The organism is Ruania alba (assembly GCF_900105765.1).
GTDB lineage: Bacteria > Actinomycetota > Actinomycetes > Actinomycetales > Beutenbergiaceae > Ruania > Ruania alba.
This window is the reverse complement of record NZ_FNTX01000002.1, coordinates 1,632,946-1,655,057: the sequence shown is the minus strand read 5'-3', so window position 1 is coordinate 1,655,057 and position 22,112 is coordinate 1,632,946. Positions and strand designations below refer to the sequence as shown.

General features: G+C 68.8%; 12 protein-coding genes. 5 read left to right on the top strand and 7 right to left on the bottom strand.

The window, feature by feature from the left end:
• Positions 1-156 precede the first annotated feature (156 nt).
• Positions 157-1,482 (top strand): bifunctional o-acetylhomoserine/o-acetylserine sulfhydrylase, encoded by a 1,326-nt coding sequence (locus tag BLU77_RS17770; RefSeq protein ID WP_089774351.1) that lies wholly within the window; start codon positions 157-159, stop codon positions 1,480-1,482.
• Between the two features lie 25 nt (positions 1,483-1,507).
• Complete coding sequence (gene metX, locus BLU77_RS17765) at positions 1,508-2,725, top strand: homoserine O-acetyltransferase MetX (RefSeq protein WP_425441227.1); 1,218 nt, start codon at positions 1,508-1,510, stop codon at positions 2,723-2,725.
• A gap of 87 nt (positions 2,726-2,812) precedes the next feature.
• On the opposite strand, the gene BLU77_RS17760 is transcribed toward metX, so the two are convergent.
• Complete coding sequence (locus tag BLU77_RS17760) at positions 2,813-3,799, bottom strand: Gfo/Idh/MocA family protein (RefSeq protein WP_089774350.1); 987 nt, start codon at positions 3,797-3,799, stop codon at positions 2,813-2,815.
• 112 nt (positions 3,800-3,911) lie between these two features.
• Between BLU77_RS17760 and BLU77_RS17755 the strand changes: the two genes are divergently transcribed.
• Entirely contained in the window at positions 3,912-4,619 is a 708-nt protein-coding gene (locus BLU77_RS17755) for a maleylpyruvate isomerase N-terminal domain-containing protein (RefSeq protein WP_089774349.1), read from the top strand.
• Between the two features lie 75 nt (positions 4,620-4,694).
• Here BLU77_RS17755 and BLU77_RS17750 read toward each other — a convergent pair whose 3' ends face one another.
• The 5 genes from BLU77_RS17750 to BLU77_RS17730 form a co-directional block, all read right to left on the bottom strand.
• Positions 4,695-5,771 (bottom strand): hypothetical protein, encoded by a 1,077-nt coding sequence (locus BLU77_RS17750; protein ID WP_089774348.1) that lies wholly within the window; start codon positions 5,769-5,771, stop codon positions 4,695-4,697.
• A gap of 41 nt (positions 5,772-5,812) precedes the next feature.
• Positions 5,813-8,722, bottom strand: coding sequence for an FAD-binding and (Fe-S)-binding domain-containing protein (locus BLU77_RS17745; protein WP_245709013.1), 2,910 nt, complete (start codon positions 8,720-8,722; stop codon positions 5,813-5,815).
• Between the two features lie 81 nt (positions 8,723-8,803).
• Positions 8,804-10,528, bottom strand: coding sequence for a dipeptide ABC transporter ATP-binding protein (locus BLU77_RS17740; RefSeq protein ID WP_089774346.1), 1,725 nt, complete (start codon positions 10,526-10,528; stop codon positions 8,804-8,806).
• Positions 10,512-11,408, bottom strand: a complete 897-nt coding sequence (locus BLU77_RS17735) for an ABC transporter permease (protein ID WP_089774345.1) — start codon at positions 11,406-11,408, stop codon at positions 10,512-10,514. The genes BLU77_RS17740 and BLU77_RS17735 overlap by 17 nt, the downstream gene beginning before the upstream one ends.
• Positions 11,408-14,287, bottom strand: a complete 2,880-nt coding sequence (locus tag BLU77_RS17730) for an ABC transporter substrate-binding protein (RefSeq protein WP_089774344.1) — start codon at positions 14,285-14,287, stop codon at positions 11,408-11,410. The genes BLU77_RS17735 and BLU77_RS17730 overlap by 1 nt, the downstream gene beginning before the upstream one ends.
• 415 nt (positions 14,288-14,702) lie before the next feature.
• Between BLU77_RS17730 and BLU77_RS17725 the strand changes: the two genes are divergently transcribed.
• Positions 14,703-17,084, top strand: coding sequence for an NHL repeat-containing protein (locus tag BLU77_RS17725; RefSeq protein ID WP_089774343.1), 2,382 nt, complete (start codon positions 14,703-14,705; stop codon positions 17,082-17,084).
• Between the two features lie 163 nt (positions 17,085-17,247).
• On the top strand, positions 17,248-18,489 hold the full coding sequence (locus BLU77_RS17720; RefSeq protein WP_175477197.1) for an NHL repeat-containing protein: 1,242 nt from the start codon (positions 17,248-17,250) through the stop codon (positions 18,487-18,489).
• Positions 18,490-19,567: 1,078 nt separating this feature from the next.
• Here the strand turns inward: BLU77_RS17720 and BLU77_RS17715 are convergent.
• A complete protein-coding gene (locus BLU77_RS17715; RefSeq protein WP_089774341.1) occupies positions 19,568-22,069 on the bottom strand; it encodes an NHL repeat-containing protein in 2,502 nt (833 codons plus the stop codon).
• Positions 22,070-22,112: the final 43 nt, after the last annotated feature.

The following is a 22,112-nucleotide window of genomic DNA, read 5'->3' as shown; positions in this document are numbered from 1 at the left end:
CGCAGCTCCTCCCAATCGTCCGAGATTCGAGACACCAGATCGCCCTGAACGAGACAGAATCTGAACGGACGTAGGGTGCGAGCGCCGCGCACCATCCAAAGCCGGACCCCGATCGGCACACCTCGATCCCGGCCACGACCCAAGGAGACACCCGCGATGAGCGAGAACTGGCACTTCGAGACCCGACAGATCCATGCCGGTCAGACCCCGGACTCGGACAACGGCGCCCGCGCCGTGCCGATCTACCAGTCCACGTCGTTCGTCTTCTCCGACACCGACCAGGCCGCCAACCGGTTCGCGCTGGCCGAGCTGGGGCCGATCTACACACGCCTGAACAACCCGACCACCGCCGTCGTGGAGGACCGCCTCGCCTCCCTCGAAGGCGGCGTCGGCGCCCTGCTGGTGGCCTCCGGCCAGGCGGCCGAGACACTGGCGATCCTCAACGTGGCCGAGGCGGGCGACCACGTGGTGGCCAGCTCGTCGCTGTACGGCGGCACGTACAACCTGCTGCACTACACCCTGCCCAAGCTCGGCATTTCGGTGAGCTTCGTCGACGACCCGAACGACGCGACGGGCTGGCGCGCGGCCGCGCAGGAGAACACCAAGGTCTTCTTCGGTGAGACCATCCCGAACCCCAAGGGTGACGTGCTCGACATCGAGGCCGTGGCCGGCGTCGCGCACGAGGTCGGCGTCCCGCTGATCGTGGACAACACCGTGGGGACCCCCTACCTGGTGCGCCCGATCGAGCACGGAGCGGACGTCGTCGTGCACTCGGCCACGAAGTACCTCGGTGGCCACGGCACCTCCATCGGTGGCGTGATCGTGGACGGCGGGAAGTTCGACTTCGCCGCGCACCCGGAGAAGTACCCGAACTACAACACCCCGGACCCCAGCTACCACGGCCTGGTCTACGCCCGCGACCTGGGCGAGGGCGGCGCGTTCGGCGTGAACCTGTCCTTCATCCTCAAGGCGCGGGTGCAGCTGCTCCGCGACCTCGGCCCGGCGATCTCCCCGTTCAACGCCTTCCTGCTGCTGCAGGGCATCGAGACGCTCTCACTGCGGATGGACCGGCACGTGGGCAGCGCCCAGAAGGTGGCCGAGTACCTCGAGGCGCGGGAGGACGTGCTCTCGGTGAACTACGCCGGGCTGGCGTCCAGCCCGTACTACGAGCTGGCCGCGAAGTACACGCCGAAGGGGCCCGGGGCCGTGCTCGCGTTCGAGATCGCAGGTGGCCTGGAGGCCGGCAAGGCGTTCGTCGACGCCCTGGAGCTGCACTCGCTCGTGGCCAACATCGGCGACGTCCGCTCGTTGGTCATCCACCCGGCGTCCACCACGCACAGCCAGCTGACCCCCGACGAGCAGTCCGCGAGCGCCGTCACCCCTGGTCTGGTGCGCCTGTCCGTGGGCCTGGAGCACCTCGACGACATCCTCGCCGACCTGGAGAAGGGCTTCACCGCAGCAGCCGGAGTGCGGAACTCATAGGCGCAGAGGCGCAAGAGGAACTACCGTGGACTCCGTGACCACCTGGGAGACGAGCCCAGCCGGACGCGTCGGACGCGACGCCCCGGCGCGTCGTGCTCCGCTCCGGCGCCAGGGACCGAAGGGGCCGGTCCCGGCGTCCGGGGCCTGGCGCGAGGGCGACCCAGTGGGCAATCGGATGTTCGTCGACCTCGGCCCGTTGCACCTGGAAGCCGGTGGGCGCCTGCCGCAGGTACGGATGTCGTACGAGACCTGGGGCGAGCTCAACGCCGCCGGGGACAACGCGATCCTCGTGCTGCACGCGCTCACCGGCGACAGCCACGTCACCGGCGATGCCGGGCCGGGGCACCCCACGGGCGGCTGGTGGTCGGCCATGGTCGGCCCCGGCAAGCCGATCGACACCGACCGGTACTTCGTGGTCGCCCCGAACGTGCTCGGCGGGTGTCAGGGCAGTACGGGGCCGTCCTCCGACGCTCCGAACGGCACCCCCTGGGGCAGCCGGTTCCCGTACCTGACCGTGCGCGATCAGGTCGCGGCCGAGCTCGAGCTCACCGACCGGCTGGGCGTGAGCCGATGGTCGCTGGTGATCGGCGCCTCGATGGGCGGGCACCGCGTGCTGGAGTGGGCCCTGGCAGCGCCGGACCGGGTGGCCACGATCGCACCGATCGCCACCTGTGCGCAGAGCTCGGCCGACCAGATCGCCTGGGCGCATGCCCAGCTGGGCGCGATCAAGGCCGACCCGAAGTACCGCGGCGGCGACTACTACGACGCCGCGCCCGACGACGGTCCGCACCGTGGGCTCGGCCTGGCGCGGCAGATCGCGCACACCACCTACCGCAGCGCGCACGAGCTGGACGAACGGTTCGGCCGACTGCCGCAAGGTGGGGAGAACCCGCTCGGCGGCGACGGGCGGTTCGCGGTGCAGTCCTACCTGGACCACCACGCCGACAAACTCGCCCGCCGCTTCGATGCGAACAGCTACGTGGTGCTCTCGGACTCGATGCTCACCCACGACATCGGGCGGGACCGCGGCGGCGTGGAGGCAGCCCTGGCCTCCATCCAGGCACCCACCCTGGCACTGTCAGTCAGTTCGGACCGGCTCTTCCCGCCCTCGCAGTCCCGTCGGATCGCCGACGGCGTTCCGCGCGGTGTGTACCGCGAGCTCGACTCCCCGTTCGGGCATGACGGCTTCCTCATCGAGAACGATCAGCTCGCCCCGATCCTCACCGAATTCCTCGAGGCCTGACCTCCCTCATCGCGAGTGCGGCCAATCTCGCTCAAGCGGCGAGATATGGGCGAGAACGGCGGCACTCGATCGTCATCGAGTGCGTCCTCAGCGCTCGTGCAGCGCCACCCCGAGCTGGTCGGCAGCCTCCTGCAGCACCGCTTGCACGGCGAGGGTGTCGGCGAGGGGCATCACATCGCTCTCGGTGCGCCCCTCGGCCAGGCACCGGCCCACCTCGATGAACTCCTCGGCATAGCCGGCCCCCGACGGCGGCAGGTGCTCGGGCCGGGCGTCCTCGCCCTGACGGTGCAGCACCAGGTCGTTCGGGTGGTGGAAGCGGGGCAGGATGTCGATCCAGCCGTCCGTGCCGTAGATGCGTGCCTGCCCGGGCAACGGGAGGCGGAACGAGGTCTGCAGGGTGGCGCTGCGACCGTCGTCGTAGCCGAGCAGGATGCCTGCCTCGGCATCCACCCCGGTCTCCGGCAGCAACGATCCGGTCACCTGCACCGAGTCGGGCGCCCCGAGGAAGTGCTGGGCGAACGAGACCACATACACCCCCAGGTCGAGCAGCGTGCCACCGCCGAGCTCGAGAGCGAACATCCGATCGGTCGGGTCGAGCGGGCGACGTACCCCCAGGTCGGCCTGGACGGCACGCACCTGGCCGATCGCGCCGTCGGCCACCAACTCCTTGGCACGGAGCACCACGGGCTGGAACCGGGTCCACATGGCTTCCATTACGAACGCCTCGTGCTGGTGAGCAGCCTCCACGACGCGATGGGCGCCGTCGAGGGTGGCGGTGAAGGACTTCTCCATCAGCACCGCCTTGCCTGACTCGATGGCGGCGATCGCCTGGCGGGCGTGGTCGCTGTGCGGGGTGGCGATGTAGACAGCATCGACGTCCGGATCCGCGAGGAGGGCCTCATAGCCTACATGCGCCCGCACGTCCCCCTGCCCGTAGGTCTGCGCGAATGCCTGGGCACGCTCGGCCGAGCGGGACCCGACGGCGACCAGGGTCCCGTTGGTGACGTTGCCGAAGTCTGCGGCCACCTTCTCGGCGATCCGACCAGGTCCGAGGATTCCCCACCGTGTGCTCATCCTCCGACGCTAGCTCACTCACAGCGGCGCGAGTGTGCTCAATCTCGCCTATGTCTCAGGAAATGAGCGAGAAGGCGCGCACTCGCGGGAGGGGGTGGGGCAGGATGGGGCGATGGTGACCTTGAACAGGTATCTTGACGAGCTGCGGGACCAGTGGGACCTGCTTCGCGGACGGCTCGAGGAGATGGGCAGCGAGGTACTCGCGAGCCCGAGCAGCCTGCCGGACTGGACCGTGGGGGACCTGGTGGCGCACCTCGGCCGCGCCCTGGATGCGATCATCGCCGCCGAGCCGGACTCCGCCGATGCACCGAGCGAACCCGTCCCGCTCGCGGACTATCTCGCCGGGTACGCCGCCGACTTCGCCCGGATCGACCGCGTCACCCGGGAGTTCGCCGCCGCGATCGCCGACGATCCGCTCACCGGGCTCGACCGTACGGCCGAGCGCGCGTTCGCCCACCTGGCGACGTTGGCTGACGCGGGCCCGGACGCGGTGGTCCGGACCCGGAGGGCACCGATCACCGTGCAGGACTTCGTGGTCACCCGGCTCGTGGAGCTGGTGGTGCACGGGTACGACCTCGCTCCGGCGATGACCGCTCCCGCACCGGTGGATGCCGGGGCGCGCGAACTGGTGGCGCAGGCCCTGGTGGAGGTGGTGAACCGCCGCACCGGCTACGACCTGACCGTGGCCGATGCCGCGACCTGGATCAAGGCCGCCACCGGGCGCGGCAGCTGGGACGACGTGGTCGCGCGGGAGGCGCTGCGGGCCGAGTACCTGAGTGAGGGGCTGCCGGACCTACGGAGCGCGCTACCACTTGTTTGAGGGCACTCGAGAGGCAGCGAGTGCGGTCGATATCGCGTATTTCTCACCACGTGAGCGAGAAGGCGCGCACTCGCGTCAGGGGTGGTGGGCGCTGCTGGTGTGGCGCTGCGCGTGGCGGCGGGCGCGGCGGCTCTCCCCACGGGAGCTGCTGCCGCCCTCCTGGGCTGCAGGCGGCCCAGCCGCGCGGGCGGCCTCGTCGCGAGCGTCCGCCATCGGGAACCCTGCCATCTGCCAGACCAGCCAGGCACGCCCGGGGTCCAGCCCGATCCGTTCGGTGGGCTCCTCCAGGGTCGGGTATCGAGCACCGTCCAGGACGACCCTGCCGTCCGCAGAGAGCGACGCCACCCGAGTCTGACCGCCGGTGTGCACCTCGATCGGCATCGGTGCGCCCACCAGATCTGCGACCGCCTGCAGGTGCAGGTCGGGCTCGACCTCCGGCTGGGCCTCTGACGGGGATTCGGCCTGCGACGGCGCCGCGTGTTCGCTCTCGGCACCGGCGGTGTCCTCCCGCTCAGTGACCACGGGAGCGATCACCGCCGTCTCCCCGGCCGAGATCGGCGAGGTCTCCGGCGTCAGGGCCAGTTCCTCCGACTCGTGCACCACATGATCGAGCACTCGCACGGTCGCCGTGTGCACCGGCGAGACATCCACCACCTGCTGACCGTCCGCACCGGGACGAAGATCGACCGAGTAGACACGCACGCCGTGCATCACCCGGGTGGCCGCCAGCACCTCCGGGTCGACGGACCCGGCCACCACGAAGAGCTGCGGACCAGGCTGAGCACCCACCGGGCGGGCCTCGCGGAACCGCGCCCAGGCGGTGCGGAACGCCGCCACCCCACCCGGATAGCGGGCGGCGATGTCGAGCCAGGAGGATGCGGAGGTCTCCCCGGCCCGCGCCAGCGCACGCACCAACCCGACGCCGTCGATCGCGTCAGTCACCACGGCGGTGACCACCTGGCCAGCGGGATCGAGGGCTGTCAGCACCGGATCGGCCCCGTCCGACCAGGCCACCGGGAACAGATCGACGCCGATCACATCGAGCAGATAGTCCCGCAGAGCATGGCGCAGCTCAGGTGTCAGTGGGGTGCTCGTGCGGCGTCCGAGGACGGTGGGAACGAGCAGTCCGGAGTCGAAGGCGAAGGAGGGCATGTCGTGTAGGCACTCGCTCTCGCGTAGGACGGCGTGTGGTCTCAGCCACCCACACGCCGTACAGCCCCCGGGCCCGTGAGCAACTGTGCCAAGTGTACGCCGCGAACGTTGGTCAAGTGTTCAGTTTGGGTACGGCACGAGAATCCATCCGCGAGGAAGACCGCGTCCGGAGGTGCTGCGGCGAGCGCAGGCACCAGGGACTGCTCGGCGACCGCCACCGAGACGTCGTAGTGCCCGGCTTCCATCCCGAAATTGCCCGCCAGGCCACAGCACGTGGTGAGCGTGGTGACCTCCGCACCTGCACGCTCGAGCAGCGCCAGGTCGGTGGCATAACCGATCACCGCGTGCTGGTGGCAGTGCGGCTGCGCGATCACGGTCACCCCGGTCAGGTCCGGCGGGGTCCAGTTCTCGGGGCCCACGGGCGCCTCGGCCATCAGCAGCTCGGCGAGGGTGCGCGTATTCGCCGCGAGCAGCGCAGCCCTCGGGTCGTCCGGGAACAGATCGGGCAGGTCCGAGCGCAGCACGGCCGTGCAGGACGGTTCGATGCCCACGATCGGGATGCCCGCCTCGGCATACGGAGCCAGCACGTCCATGGTCTGACGCAATCGTGTGCGGGCACCGTCCAGCTGTCCGGTGGAGATCCAGGTGAGCCCGCAGCACACACTCGCCTCCGGGAGCCGAACCGTGTAGCCCGCCTGTTCAAGCAGCTCCACCATGGCGCGACCACCCTCGGTGTCCAGGTAGGACGAGAACGAGTCCGCCCACACCAGCACCTCCGGCCTGGCCGTGCCGGGCTGCGTGGGCCGGCCCTGCGCCATCGGGGCCTTGCGCCTGCGCCACCAGCGCGGCAGTGACTCCTCGGCGAAGGTGACCATGGACCGGCGCGCATCCATCCCACCCAGGGTGAGCACCAGCTTTGCGATCGGGCGCACCCCCAGGACGGCGTTCACCGCCTTGGTCACGGCCGGCACCGTGGTGATCGCGCGCGCCCAGCGCGGCAGCCAGCCAAGGGCGTAGTGGGCCACCGGGCGCACCTTGCCCTGGTAGCTGCGGTGCAGCACCTCGGACTTGTACTGCGCCATGTCGATGCCGGTCGGGCAGTCGCTGGAACATGCCTTGCAGGACAGGCACAGGTCTAGCGACTCGTGCACCTCCGGTGAGTCCCAGCCCTGCACGAGAGAACCGTTGGCCATCTCCTGCAGCACCCGGGCGCGTCCGCGCGTGGAGTCCTTCTCGTCTCGGGTGGCCAGGTAGGAGGGGCACATGAACGAGCTCGGCAGGTCGGCCCGGCACTTGCCCACACCGGTGCACCGGTGCACCGCCATGCCCATGTCGCCGCCGTCGTGGGAGAAGGAGAAGCCGGAACCGGACAGCATCGGCAACGGCCGCACCTGCGGGCGCCGCAGGTCATCGTCCACCCGGCGCGGGCGCACCACGACGCCCGGATTGAGCAGGTCGTCCGGGTCGAAGATCGCCTTCACTGCCTCGAAGGTGCCGATCGCCTCGGCGGAGTACATCAGGGGCAACAGCTCCCCCCGGGCGCGCCCGTCCCCGTGCTCCCCGGAGAGAGAGCCCCCGTGGGAGGCCACCAACTCACCGGCCGCGAACATGAACCGGCGGAACAGAGCCACGCCGTCCGGGCCGTCGTCGGGGTCGAGCGGGAAGTCGATCCTGATGTGGATGCAGCCGTCCCCGAAGTGCCCGTACGGCAGCCCGGAGACCCCGTAGGAGTCCATCAGGGCCTGGAAGTCGCGCAGGTAGGCGCCGAGCTTCTCGGGCGGGACGGCGGCGTCCTCCCACCCGGGCCAGCCCTGCGCGCCGTCGAGGGTACGGCTGGCCAGCCCCGCGCCGTCAGCGCGGATCTGCCACATCGCGGCGGCCTCCGGACCAGCGGGGATGATCTGCACTGCCTCGGTGCCGGCGTCGGCGGCGATCGACCGAGCATTCGCGAGCGCCTCGGCCTCGTCCGCGCCCCCGACCTCGATGAGCAACCAGCCCGCCCCCTCGGGCAGGTCCGGGATGGCGTGATCGCCCTTGTGCCGGCGCACCATCTCCACCAGCTCGGCGTCGAGACCTTCGACGGCGAGGGGTGAGTGGGCAAGCATCGTGGGCACGGCGTCCGCGGCCGAGGGCATGTCCGGGTATCCGGCGGCGAGCAGCACCGGAGCATTCGGGATCGGCACGAGCTGCACCGTGGCCTCGAGCACGGTGACCAGGCTGCCCTCGGTGCCGACGAGGAACTTGGCCAGGTCGGCGCCGTTCTCCGGCAGCAGGTGCTCCAGGGAGTACCCGGACACCTGGCGACCGAACCGGCCGAACTCGGTGCGGATCAGCGCGAGCCGGTCCCGGACCAGTTCGTCCAGGCCGGGCACCGAGTCCAGACCGCCGCGGCCGGCGGTGAACCGGCGGCCGGCACCGTCCACCACGTCCAAGGAGATCGTGTTGTCGGCGGTGCGCCCCCAGGCCACGGCGTGCGGGCCACAGGCGTTGTTGCCGATCATCCCGGCGAGGGTGGCCCGGGACTGGGTGGAGGGGTCAGGTCCGAACCGGAGCCCGTACGGTGCGGCGGCCTTCTGCAGCTGCGACATCACCACACCGGGTTGGACCCGGGCGGTGCGGGCCTCCGGATCGATCTCGAGCACCTGGTTCAGGTGGCGGGAGAAGTCGATCACGATCCCGGTGCCCACCGCGTTGCCGGCGATGGAGGTGCCGGCGCCGCGGGCAGTGATCGGGGTGCTGTGCTCACGGGCCACGCGCAAGGTGGCGATCACGTCCTCGGTGGACTGCGGGAAGACCACCACCTGGGGAACCACGCGGTAGTTCGAGGCGTCGGTGCTGTACTCGGCCCGGCGGCGGGTGCTGTCGTCGACGTCCCCGGCGACCACCGAACGCAGAGCGGCCACGACTCCGGAGGGCGCGGCGGTGCTCGAGTCCGGGTTCTGGGTGTTCACGCTCGACACGGTCGCCAGTGTGCCACGCCGGGCCTGGGGGATGCCGAGCCGTCCACGCCGACCGGTGGTGCCGGCTGAATGTCAGCGCGGCATGGCCCCGGCGCCGTTCCGAACGGGGAGCACTGCATCCAGCAAGGTCTTCGTGTAGTCGTGCTCCGGCGCGGAGAAGAGCTGTGCCGTCGGTACCTTCTCCACCACCTCGCCACTGCGCATCACCATCACATCGTCGGCAAGCCGTTCCACCACTGCCAGGTTGTGGGTAATGAGCAGCATCGCGAAGCCGAGGTCGTCCTGAAGCCGTCGCAACAGGTCGAGGACCTGGGCCTGCACCGAGGCATCCAGCGCGGAGGTCGGCTCGTCACCCACCAAGAGCGCAGGCTCGAGCGCGAGGGCGCGGGCGATCGCCACGCGCTGCTGCTGCCCGCCGGAGAGCTGCCGGGGGTAGACATCCGCGAACTGCGGAGCCAGTTGCACTCGCTCGAGAAGCTCCAGCGCGCGTTCCCTGCGCTCCCCACGCGTGCCGATCTTGTTGATCCGGAGCGGCTCAGCGATGTTCTCCGCGGCCGTGTAGGTGGGCAGCAACGAACCGTACGGTGACTGGAACACCATCTGCATCCCGCGACGCCGCCGACGCAACGCACTGCCGGACAACGCGAGCAGGTCCTCCCCGTCCAACTGCACCTCCCCGGCCGTCGGCTCCACGAGCCGGAGGATCAACCGGGCGAGAGTCGACTTACCGGAACCGGACTCCCCCACCACGCCGAGGGTGCGTCCGGGCCGCAGGTCGAAGGACACTCCATCGACGGCAAGGACATCACCGGCGCGACCCTCGAATACCTTCCGCAGATCGCGGACCTGGAGCACCGGCGCACCTGCCTCCTCCACCGGGTCCCTGCTGCCGGACGGGCCGTTGACCTGATCCGGCGGCCGTGCGGGGTCGATAACCTGGATCGGCGCCGGCCCGTCTCCCACGTCCAGAGCCGCATCGACCAGGCTCTGGCTGTATTCGTGCTGCGGGGTCTCGATCAACTCTGCGATGGGCGCACGTTCGAGCACCAGGCCCTCGCGCATGACGACGGCGGAGTCACACACGTACCGCGCGACGCCGAGATCATGGGTGATCATCACCAGCGCCATCCCACGCTCGCGCAGTTCGACCAGCAGATCGAGGATCTGCTTCTGCACGGTGACATCGAGCGCCGTGGTCGGTTCGTCAGCGATCACCAGCTGCGGCCGGGTGATCGTGGCCATCGCAATCATGGCCCGCTGGCGCATACCGCCGGACAACTGGAACGGGTACATCCGCAACCGGCGTTCCGGCTCCGGGATACCGACATCGCCGAGTGCCTGGACCGCTCGCCTGGTCGCCTCCTGCCGCCCGCACAGCCCGTGCCAGATCAGATGCTCGGTGAGCTGTCGCTCGAGCGGGATGGAGGGATTCAGCGCCTCCATCGCGTTCTGGAAGACCATGCCGACGTCGCGCCCTCGGATGCGCCGCACGGCTCCTTCGGGGGCCCCGATCAACTCAAGTCCGTTCGCAGCGGGAGTCCGCAGGACCGCACGACCGGTGACCGTGGCGTTGCCGGGAAGCAGGCCGAGAATGCCGCGCATGGAGACGCTCTTGCCGCTTCCTGACTCACCGACGATGGCCAACGACCCGTGCTCGGGCACCGTCACGTCCAGATCGTGCACGACCCACGTGGTGGTGCCATCCGGCATGCCGAAACCCACGTTCAGCCCGGTGACGTCCAACGCCACCCCTGCTACCGGAGCCGCAGCGCCGGCGTGCTCAGCTCTCGTCGACATCGAAGGCATCCCGAACCCCGTCCCCGACCCAGGTGAAGGCCAGCATGATCAGTACGAATATTCCTACCGGCCACGCGATCAGGCCCGGGTCCGTGAGGACGAACCGGTACCCGTCGATGATCATCGTGCCCAGCGAGGGTACGGGTGGCGCGACCCCGAGCCCGAGGATCGCCAGTCCGGACTCCGCCAGCATGTTCGCGGGGATCCCGAAGCTGGTACTCACCAGCACCGGGCCGAGCGCGTTCGGCACCATGTACCGCATCACCAGGGTGAAGCCGGTCGCACCCATCGCGCGCCCGGCCTCGACATACTCCAACGTCTTCAACCGCATGATCTGAGCGCGCAGCAGTCGTGACTGCCCCACCCAGCTCGCAATGGTCAGTGCGAGGATCACGGCCCAGGTACTCCGTCCCATCACCGCCACGAGGAGCACGGCGAACAGGTAACCGGGGAACGCATACATCACGTCGGTGCCTGCCATCAGCCATTGGTCGACCTTGCCACCGCGGTAACCGGCTGCCAGGCCGACGGCGAAGGCGATCGCGAGCGAGAGCAGCTCGGCGGCCACGGCGATGAACAATGCGGTGCGGAGGCTGTAGATCAGCCGGGACAGCAGGTCCCGCCCGAGCAGATCGGTTCCCATCAGGTGGTCCGGGGAGAACGCCGGCAGGAACTCCTGGCCGGGATTGATGTCGGCATACCCGTGCGGCGCGAGCACTGGCGCCGTGAGTGCCATCAGGACGGCGATGGTGACAATGCCCAGACCGAGGACGGCGAGCCGGTTGCGGCGGTAACGACCCCAGCGACGGGACCACTCACTTCGTGGCTGCGGAACCGGTCCGGTCGGTTCGTCGCCGGCGTGATGGTCGGTGACGGCCATCAGATCGGCCCTGCCACAGTGGGCGTGGTCGAGCGCTGGTCTGCGCTGCCGGCCCCTGGGTGGCCCTTGGTGCGCATTCGACGGCCACCTCGACCGGCGAGGCCCAGATCGGCGCGCACCCTCGGGTCCAGGACGGCATAGGAAAGATCGACGATGAGGTTCATGAGCATCAGGAGGGCAGCGAAGAACAGCGTGGTTCCCATCAGCAGTGGCATGTCTCGTGCGGCGGCGGCCTCGGTGAAGTAGTGGCCGAGACCCGGAATGCCGAAGATCTTCTCGACGAAGATCGTGCCGGTGGCCAGGCCCGCGAACATCGGACCGACCACCGTGACCAGGGGCATGGTGGAGTTGCGGAGCACGTGCCGCACCAGGATGGTCCGGGCGGTGCCGCCTTTCGAACGGGCTGCCACCACATACTCCTCGCGTAGGTTCTCCAGCACCGAGGAGCGCACGTACCGGGCCAGCTGCCCGATCGGTGAGATCGCCAGTGCGAGAACTGGCAGGACCATGTTCTCCGGACCCGTCCAGCCGAACGTGGGGAACAGCCCGAGCCCGGCGGCGAAGATCAGTACCAGGACCAGACCGGCGAGGTAGTTCGGCAGCCCGTGGCCGAGCGTCGCCACGAACATCGTGCCCCAGTCCAAGGGCGAGCGCCGACGCACGGCGGCGAGCACCCCAATCGGCACGGCCACCATCACGGCCACGGCGATGGCCAACGCGGCGAGGCTCGCCGAGATCGGGAACGCCCCGGCGATGATCTCTTCCACGCTCGACTGCGGGTACTTGTAGCTCGGTCCCATATCACCGGTGACCGCACCCGCCATGAAGCGCAAGTACTGTTCCCACAGCGGCACGTCCGCGCCGTAGCGCGCCGCGAGGCCCGCGGTACTTTCGGCGGTGGCATCAGCTGCGAGCCCGACCGTCCCGCCGCCGACAGCCTGGATCCCGGCGAAGTCGCCGGGAGCGAGCTGCAGCAGCACGAAGGTCAGCACGGACACAGCGATCAGACACAGCACCATCCGCAGCACGCGACGGCCGATGAAGACGGCAACCCTCATCGAGACCTCCTCCCAGCACCGGGGCCCTGCCCCCGCGACCGATCCAGGAACGACCAGGTGCGGCTCACTCTTCCGTGGTCCCGAGATGCTTGAGGTAGTAGCCCTCCGGCGACGGCCGAGGCGCCAATCCGCTGACGTGCGGAGCGACAGCCCAGAGCATCGAGTTCCACATGATCGGAATGGTGAACGCCATCTCCTCCCGAACCTTCGCCGCCGCGAGGAACTTCTCCAAGCGCTGCGCTTCGTCCTGGCTTTCCCGTGCCTCGTTCGCCAGCCGGGCGTATTCCTGCGCCTCGGGGTGGAGTCGTTGGCCAGGATGCGCTCGGTCTCCTCGGCCTTCTCAGGCCCGGAGAGGCCCTCGTCCGCCTGCACAGCCTGGTAGGCCAGCCAGTCCTCGGCGGAGAGGCTGAACTGGCGAACGTAATTGACCCCGAAGATGTTGTAGACCCAGTTGTTCATCGTCGGCAGCCCGGAGAAGGTGCCGGCGTAGAAACTCATCACCGAGGTGTCCTCATGGGGCGCCCAGCGGGTGTCCGAATGCACGCCCGACTCGAGGATCTCGATGTTCAGGGTCAGTCCGAGGGCGTCGGCCCACTGCTCCCGCAGCGCTTCCAACCACGCGCTTTCGAAGTTGAACTGCACCCGCGCATCCGGCAACCCGTCGCCCAGCCCTGCCTCCTCCAACAGCGACCGCGCACCGTCAACGTCGTACCCGATGGCGAGCTCGTCGCTCCAGTCCGGCACGACGTTGGGCACGAGAGACGTTCCGGCCACGCTCCCGCCGCCCACAGCGGCGAGGGCCTCGCGGTCGATCGCCATGGAGAGGGCACGACGTACCCGGGCGTCGGTCAGGGCGGGGTGGCCACCCCACATGCGCTGCAAGTAGGACGTCCCGTAGCCGCTCACGTCCACTAGACGATCCTGGATATCCTCGTCGTTCTGCACCGAGGACGCGGACACGGTGACCACATCGAGCTCACCGGACTTGAAGGCCACCAGGTTCGTCGCCGAATCGCCGCCCAGACGCATCTCGATCGTGCCGACCGAGACGGCCTCGCGATCCCAATAGTTGGGGTTTGCCTGCAGCACCAACGACGACGTCGGCGCCCAGCTGGTCGGGACGTAGGCGCCATTGCCGACCCAGCCCTCCGGTTCCTGCCAGCCGGTGTCGTCCGCCTCCACGCTTCCCTGGTGCAGCAGCACCATCGAGTAGTGCGTCAGCAGGATGAGGAAGTCCGGGTTCGGCGCCTCCAGCTCGATCACCACGGTGGCGTCGTCAGGGGCACTGATACCGACCGAGTCGAACGACGACTCCGCCCCGGAGAGGAAGTCCGCGGCTCCCTTGATGCCGAGGCCGACCTGGTAGCTGGACGAGCCGGACGCGAAGTTGGAACCGGCTCCGGTCGGTGTCAGCAGCCGCTCATAGGTCCACAGCACATCGGCCGACGTCACCGGGTCACCATTGGACCAGGTGGCACCGTCACGCATCGTGAATGTGTAGGTGAGCCCGTCGTCGGACACCTCCCACGACTCCGCGGCCGCCGGCACCACATCCGTGCCCTCGTCGTTGGAGAACACCAATCCCTCGAGAAGCCCGGCCGGGAGCACCAGCATGGCATTGCTGACGTAGTGCGGATCGAGCGAGTCGATCGTGGCCGTCGACTGGACGAGCGTCAGCTTCCCCGATGGTCCGTCACCGTCACCCGACCCCTCGGGCACCGTGGCGTCCTGCTGGAAGTTGCATCCAGTGAGGGTCGCCGCGGCGGCACCCAGACCACCTCCGACGAACAATCGCCGACTGACCGTGATTGCGCCGTTCATATCTACTTCCCTTCGGGACGAGCCGTCGTCACAACACCGTGATCCAGATCTCCGTTGCAACCGATTGCAGGCCACGATAGCGACGCAATCCGCCTCGGGTCAAGCGAATCTGGCGGCCACTTCGAGCGATCCTGCAATCGGTGGCAGAAAGGTTCGACGGAGCGCACTCGTGACCCTTGACACTCCGCCCGAGCAGACCTACGTTGACCGGACCACGGTTCTTGCAACGGGTTGCAGTCTCACGCCGTCAGGACCGTCGAACCGCGAGGTCGCGGTCCCCGGGGAACCCTCCGACAGGCGGCGGCCGCGGCCATCCGCGTGCACTACATGGAGGTTTGGCATGAGGAATCGCCCCGCTCGATCCCGATATCACCAGCGCCGCCGGCGCCTCGTCCCACTGGGAGCAGCTCTCGCGGTGGCCAGCACACTGGTGGTCAGCGGCGCGGCAAGCGCCGAGCCCGATGCATCGGCAACGGATCCCTCCCTGGATCTGTCTGCATCTGTCGTCGACCTCGGCGTTGCGGCCAGCGAGCGCAATGTTCGCACCGGTGCGGCCGGTGTGCTGCCGGACGGGACACCGGTCAGCTACGCGATCTCCGACGGCAACCCAGTCAGCTTCAACGTGATCAACATGGACACCGGAGAGCTCATCTCGTCCTTCGAGCTACCGCCGAAGACCGTCGGCAGCTACCCGGCGATCGCACCGGACGGCACCGTCTACTTCGGGGTCCGGGATGGCAAGAGCACCCTCGTGCACCGCTATGACCCAGCGACCGATGAGCTGGAGTTCCTCATCGAGAGCCCGACCGGCGACGCAGTGACGCGGAGTCTCGTCGTGGGCGAGAACGGTCTGATCTACGGGAGCACCTACCCGCGCGCCAAGGCGTTCACCTACAACCCGGAGACCGGTGAGGTGGTGGACTTCGGGTCGGTGACCACCGATGACAAGTACGCCTGGGGGCTCGAGGAGTCCGACGGCATCATGTACCTCGGCACCGGGATCGGCGCCGGGCACGTGATGACGGTCGACACCGCCACGGGTGAGATCGCCGAGATCCCGTTGCCCCAAGAGGCGGACGACGTGCTGCGGTACTTCTACAAGTTCCGACAGGTCGGCGACCTGATCGCCATGGGCTTCTCCCCAGGAATCTCCGGCGGCACCAACACCCTCTTCTGGGACACGGTGAACGAAGAGTGGACGTGTGAGGGCGCCATCCCCCGGTTCCTCGACCTCAACGGTCCGTTCACCCAGGCCACGCCGGATGGGCGCATGTACTACATGTCGGAAGACGAGATCTGGTCGTTCGACTCCGCCGACTGCGCGGTGGAGCCCACCGGGTGGAACGCCGCCGATCTGGACAACGACACCCGCGTGATCGACATGGTGATGATCGGCGAAGGCGACTCCGCGACGCCGCTGCTGGTCGGGATCAACAATGACGGGTCCACCTGGCGGTTCGACCCCGCCACCGGCGAACACGGTGCGTTCGACAGCAACGTGCCCGGGGCACCGCTGACCGCACACACGGTCACCAACGGCCCGGACGACCGGGTCTACGTGTCCACCTACCTCGGCCCTGGCACGATCGGCAGGTTCGACCCGGTCACCGAGGAGATCACAGAGCTGAACGGTCCCGGGCAGGCCAGCTCGCTGATCGGGTTCGGAGAGCAACTGGTCATCGGCAGCTATCCGAACGCCGTCGTGCATATGGGCGACCCCGCACAGCCGTGGGACTGGGGCACCAACCCGGCCCAGATGTTCCGGCTGATCGGCGACGACCAGGACCGGATCGTGGCGATGGATACCGACGACGAGATCATCGTCTTCGGCACCGTCTCCGACTACGGCTTTCGCGGCGGCTCGTTGACAGTGACCGACATGGACGGCACGACCGATGTCTACCGCGACCTCGTGGAACATCAGAGCGTCACGTCGGTGGCGTTCGGCGAGGACGGCCTGATCTACGCAGGAACTGGGGTACGGGGTGGGTTGTCCAGCCCGAACAGCCCGCTGGACGCGCATCTGGTCATCTTCGATCCGGACTCACGGCAGCTGCTGTACGCCGAGGTGCCGGTACCGGACAACGACACCGTGGCCGGCCTTGCCGTGCGAGGCGACACGCTCTGGGGGGTGACGAACACCGGGTTGGTGTTCAGCTTCGACACCACCACGCGCACCGTGACCTCGACGACGGACCTGGGCACCGGCCAGTCGCCCTCACCGTGGGGCCTCGCCAGCGCAATCCAGGCCCATCCCAGCGACGGCCTGCTCTACGGGATCGCTGGTCAGTCGATCTTTGCGTTCGACCCGGCCACCCAGGACTTCCAGTTCCTGACCGAGGCGGAGTTCAAGCGGATCACGATCACCGGCTCGGGCGATATCTACGGCATCGACGCGACGAACCTGTACCGGATCGACATCGAGGCCAACGCGCCCGAGTGCACCACCACGATCGATGGCACTCATCACGGCCCGCTGACCGTCACCGACGGTGTCACGTGCATCGCGGATGGCACCATCGACGGCCCGACCACCGTGAACGAGGGCGCGAGCCTGATCGCACACGGGGCCACCCTGCTCGGACCGGTGCACAGCACCTCAGCCTCGTGGATCGAGCTCACCGAGTCCTCGATCTCCGGTGGTGTCAGCATCGTCGGATCCACGCGGAGCACGACGATCTCCGGCTCCGAGGTGAACGGACGGCTCGCCTGCTCGGAGAACAGTCCAGCGCCGACCAATCTCGGTGTGCCGAACACGGTCAGCGGTCCCCAGACAGGCCAGTGCCGTGACCTGTAACGGGGAGAACATGTCGAGCCCACCGCTCATCTCTGCCACCTCCTCCACCCGCGCAGCCTGCGGCGCACTGGCCGCCGTCACGGCCGGCACGCTCGCCGTGACCCTCTGCGCGGGTGCGGCGGCAGGAGCACCGCAGGAAAGATCACCGGCCGCGGAGGAGCACGTGAGCGACCTCGGGGTGGCGATGCAAGCCCCGAACGTGCGCCTGTCCGACGTCGACGTCCTCGCGGACGGCACACCCGTCGCCTACCTCTTCTCCGACGGCGAACCCGTCAGCTTCAACGTCATCGACCTCCGCACCGGCGACCTGCTCGACAGCCATGAGATGCCGCCCTACTCGGTGGCATCCTCGATCGACGTTGCCGAGGACGACACGGTGTATCTCAGTGTCCGCAGCCCCAACGACGGCACGCTCTGGCGGTACCAGCCCGGCTCCGGTGAGCTGGTCGAGATTGCCAGTGGCATCGCGGGCGAACAGATGCTGCGCACCCTCGACATCGACGGCGACACGCTCTACGGCACCACGTACCCGGGTGCCACGGTCTACGCGATGGATCTGGCAACTGAGGAGGTCACGAGCTTCGGAACGATCGCGCCGGAGAGTGACTACGCGTGGGGACTGGAGGCGAACTCCGGCGACGTCTGGGCAGGAGCCGGCCTGCCTGCACAGTTGTACTCCCTGGACCCGGACACCGGGGCGACGACACCGATCGACCTGCCGCCCGGGGTACCCGAGGGTGGCGGCTTCGTCCAACGCATCGAGACCTACGACGACATCCGAGTCATCACCCACCGTCAGGTCGATGGCGCCACCGCCCACGTGCACGATGGCACCGGATGGGTCGATTCACTGGCCATCTCGGGGATGTGGCTGTACACGGAGCAGATGGCAGGCGGCGCCTTCTACTATCTTGGCACCGACGGGCAACCGTTCGCCTATGACGTCGCCGCTCGTGAGTCCAGCCCGGTCGACCTCGGCGGCATCGCAGCCGAGACAGCGGGTACCACCCGCCTGTTCCTGACCGAGCTGGGGACGGAGGAGTTCCCGGGTCAGACGCTGCTGGGGGTGCGCTCGGACGGACGGATCTGGCGCCACAACCGGGAACGGGGACGTCCTGTTCACGCAGACCCCCGGCGCGCCGGTGACGGTCATGTCCATCGCCGAGGGGGGCGATGGCGCCGTGTACATCGGCGCCTACCTCAGCCCGGGTGTGATGGCCCGGATCGACACCACGACCGACGAGATCCGCCAGATGGACGGTCCCGAGCAGGCCGACGCGATCACCGCCCACGGCCGGCAGACGGTGATCGGCACCTACCCGAGTGCGGGCTTCTACGCGGCCGAGGCGGGCGAGACGTGGGAGTGGGGCACGAACCCCCGGCACCTGTTCACGCTGGGGCGTGACGCCACCGGACAGGACCGGCCACGGCACCTCACCAGCGCCGGCGACCTGGTCGCGGCCGGCACGATCTCCACCTATGGCGAGCTCGGCGGTGCACTCACCTTGTTCGACCCGGGTACCGGGGAATACGAGGTGCACCGTCATGTCGTACCGGACCAGAGCGTGACCGACGTCGCGTATGCGAACGGCGTGGTCTACGGCGGCACCTCGATCCACGGTGGCCTGGACTCCACACCGACCCAGGAGACCGCTGAACTGTTCGCGTGGGACATCGAGCGCGGGCTTCTCGGCAGCGCCCCCGTGATCGAGGGCGCCGAGGTCATCCATGCCCTGGCCTTCGACGGAGCCGGCCGCCTGTGGGGCATGGCCGACACCGGTGCGCTGTTCCACTACGACACGGCGGCCGGCGAGGTCGCCCAGAGCATCGACACCGGACTCATGCACGGCAACATCTGGGGCACCCAGAGCACGTTGGAGCTCAATCCCGCCGACGGGCTGATGTACGGGAGTACGAGCGGCACGCTGTTCCGGTTCGACCCGCAGTCGGCCGAGGTGGAGATCCTCGTCGACGGTGGCGTCCAGCGTGCCGCCGTCGCAGCCGGCGACGTCTTCTACACCGATGCCACGAATGTGTTCCGGTACCACCTTCCCGGACCACAGTGCGAGCGGGAGATCACCGGCACCCACACCGGCTCGGTGCACGTTGACGGCGGGACCACCTGCATCACCGGTGCGACGCTGGAGGGGCCGCTGACCGTGAGCGACGGCGCCTCCGTCGTCCTCGTGGGATCGGACCTGGAGGGACCGTTCCGGGCCGACGGCGCCGCGACGGTCACCGTGCGGGACACCACGATCTCCGGTCCGGTGACGATCAACCGGTCGACCGGGTCAGTCGTGGTGGCCGGGAACCAGATCGGTGGTCCGCTACGGTGCAGCGCCAACGCGCAGGCACCGAGCGACGAGGACGTGCCGAACGTGGTGGACGGACCGGCCAGCGGCCAGTGCGCTGAGCTCGCGGACTGACGCCACAGCGAAGGCCCGCCCCGATCTCGGGGCGGGCCTTCGCCGTCGCTGCGCTGCCTACAGGTCGGCGCACTGCCCGAGCAGGGCTCCCGCAACGTGGTTGCCGAGGTCCTGATCCACCGGTGCAGGGTCGTTCGCCCGGCAGGACAGTGAACCGTGCACCGTGTTGCCGCCGATCACCGGGGCGAGCGCGGTCGTACCGCCCTGGACGCCCACGGACCCGTCGATCGTGGTGCCGCGGATCACCACATCATCGGTCGTACCGTTGACGTGCACGGCCCCACCGATCGTGGACTCGACGACCTGCAGCACGGCGGCGTCGTCGGCTCGCACCGGCCCGGAGACCTGCGCCTCGGTCAGGACAAGACCCGCACCCTCGCTGACCGTGACGGGTCCGTCGACGGTGCCGCCGGACACACAAGTGATCCCGGCGTCGATCCGGAGCGGACCGTCGTGGCGACCATCGATGGTCTCGTCGCAGGCCACACTCGCGCCGTGCACATCGATGCGGTAGGCATGGGTCAGGTCGACCCCGATGATGGTGCCGACACCATCGCGAGTGATCTGCTCCATCTCGTCGGCCACGACCGTGACGTCGCCGGTCTCCCGGTGCGCCTGATACAAGGTGCCGTTGCTCGTGGCCAGGTAGGTCCCCGTGCGTTCGTCCCAGATGGTCTTCGTCGCGTATCCCCACCCGGTGCGACGGCCCTCGGCCGCCGGGTAGAGCCGGGTCGTCCAGGTGACGTCGCGAGTCTGGGGGTCGAACTCGAAGAGCAGGCCGTCGGAGGTGCCGCCGGCGAGCATGCCGTCGGCTCCCCAGGACAGTCCGGCGATATACCCGGCCTCGGCCGAGACCACCCCTTCCCAGACGACCGAACTGGCGGCGACGTCCCAGATGAACAGGCGCGCCTCCTCGGCTGCGGGTGTCGAGGAGAGGCCACCACTGATGGAGGTGCCGCCGTAGATCAGGCCGTCGGCGTACGCGAGGGAGATGATGCTCTGGTCCGCGACGATGTCCCGGTGGACATCGAACTCGCCGGTCTCCGTGTCGAGCAAGGTCAGCGCGCCGCCGAGCTCGCCGTAGTCCGGGATAGTGCCCAGGGCCAGGGTGTCGCCGGCGGACACGACCCCGTTGATCCGGTCCTGGTAGTACGGCTCGCCGCGATCGAGAGTGAGCACATGGTGCGGGTTGTCGCCCCAGCTCCACTCCCCGGCCGGGTCCCCGGCGTGCACGACGGCGCCCGGGTACGAGGTGACGATGAGCTCGTCACCATGCGTCGCGATCGCGTCGGCCTGCTTAGGCCCGCGCAACGGCTCCAGCTCCATGGTGTGCGCATCCACCCGCGTCATCGAACCGCTGGAGAGGTAGGCACCGATATAGGTGTTCCCGTCCGGTCCCACACCCAGCCCATGGGCCTCCGCCGGTGACGGCGCAATCTCGGCACGGATGATCGAGGTCTCCCCGGTGGTGAGGTGATAGGTCCACAGGTCACCGTCGGTGCTCAACCCGACCACGACATCGCCCTCGGTCCCCGGAAGGTCCATGACCTCGATCCCGTAGGTGTTCACCTGCTGCGCGAGATACGCGGGGAGCTCGGTCTCGGCGAAGCCCGTGGGCACGATCTCCCCCGTCGTGGTGTCGTAGCCGGTCAGCATTCCTTCGGAGAGCACATAGGTCCGCCCCTGCGAGTCAAGGCTCGTGGGCGCGGATCCACCCACGCTGGGAATGATCTCCTCGCTCCAGTCACCGGTGGTGAGGTCCAGCATGGCGGTGTCGTAGGAACCGCGCGGGGAGAGGCGGATCAAGGCGTGGTCGGCACGCTGGTCCAGTCCGATGAACCACTGGGTGTTGGCCATCACGTGCTCGGGCGGATGGATCTCCCTCCGTTCCCCGGTGGCAGGGTCGATGGCGTACAGGTGCGGCACGGGCCCGGTGCCGGCCCAGACTTCCCCGTCGACGATGCCGAGCGAGAAGACGTACGCGGCATCCTGGGTCTGGCTTCCGTAGTCCTGGAACTCACCCGTGGTCGGGTCGTAGGCCGCAACCTTCGCGTGGGGATAGGTGCCGAAGTACAGTCGCCCGTCCGGGCCGAAATCACCGCCGTACAGCACGCTCTCGCCAACCACACGCTCGGCGATGTGGGTGAGCTCGAGAGACTCCGGATCGAAGGAGAAGAGCCCGGCAGGCATCGGGTGACGCGCGCTGAAGTAGACCGTGCCGTCGTCGGCGATCTCGATCCATCCGCCGACGGTGGTGCGATCGAGCTCGGCCGCGAACAAGCTCTCCCCCGTCTGCACGTCCACCATGGTGAACGTCGCAGGATTGCCGTTGGAGATGGCGTAGGCCACCGGGGTGCCATCGTCCAGATAGCCGAACGTCGCCGACCGGACGTTGACGGACATGACGGCCGGGCCGAGGTCGTGCACGCTCGCCTCAGGGACGGCCGACGACGGCGTTGCTTGTGTCGCGGGGGCAGCCACCAGCGCGAGAACCGCGGCCAGGACCCCGGCGATCAGACCGCTCCGTCTGGCGCGGGATGGTTGTACGTTGTGCGTCATTGCATCCTCCTCCTCGGGTGACTGCACGGTGCCCGTACGCATC

Excerpts from the sequence above, each read along its gene's own strand:
- BLU77_RS17770 (WP_089774351.1), top strand. The coding sequence starts at position 157 with ATGAGCGAGAACTGGCACTTCGAGACCCGACAGATCCATGCCGGTCAG.
- BLU77_RS17760 (WP_089774350.1), bottom strand. The coding sequence starts at position 3,799 with ATGAGCACACGGTGGGGAATCCTCGGACCTGGTCGGATCGCCGAGAAG.
- BLU77_RS17755 (WP_089774349.1), top strand. The coding sequence starts at position 3,912 with ATGGTGACCTTGAACAGGTATCTTGACGAGCTGCGGGACCAGTGGGAC.
- BLU77_RS17750 (WP_089774348.1), bottom strand. The coding sequence starts at position 5,771 with ATGCCCTCCTTCGCCTTCGACTCCGGACTGCTCGTTCCCACCGTCCTC.
- BLU77_RS17740 (WP_089774346.1), bottom strand. The coding sequence starts at position 10,528 with ATGTCGACGAGAGCTGAGCACGCCGGCGCTGCGGCTCCGGTAGCAGGG.
- BLU77_RS17735 (WP_089774345.1), bottom strand. The coding sequence starts at position 11,408 with ATGGCCGTCACCGACCATCACGCCGGCGACGAACCGACCGGACCGGTT.
- BLU77_RS17730 (WP_089774344.1), bottom strand. The coding sequence starts at position 14,287 with ATGAACGGCGCAATCACGGTCAGTCGGCGATTGTTCGTCGGAGGTGGT.
- BLU77_RS17715 (WP_089774341.1), bottom strand. The coding sequence starts at position 22,069 with ATGACGCACAACGTACAACCATCCCGCGCCAGACGGAGCGGTCTGATC.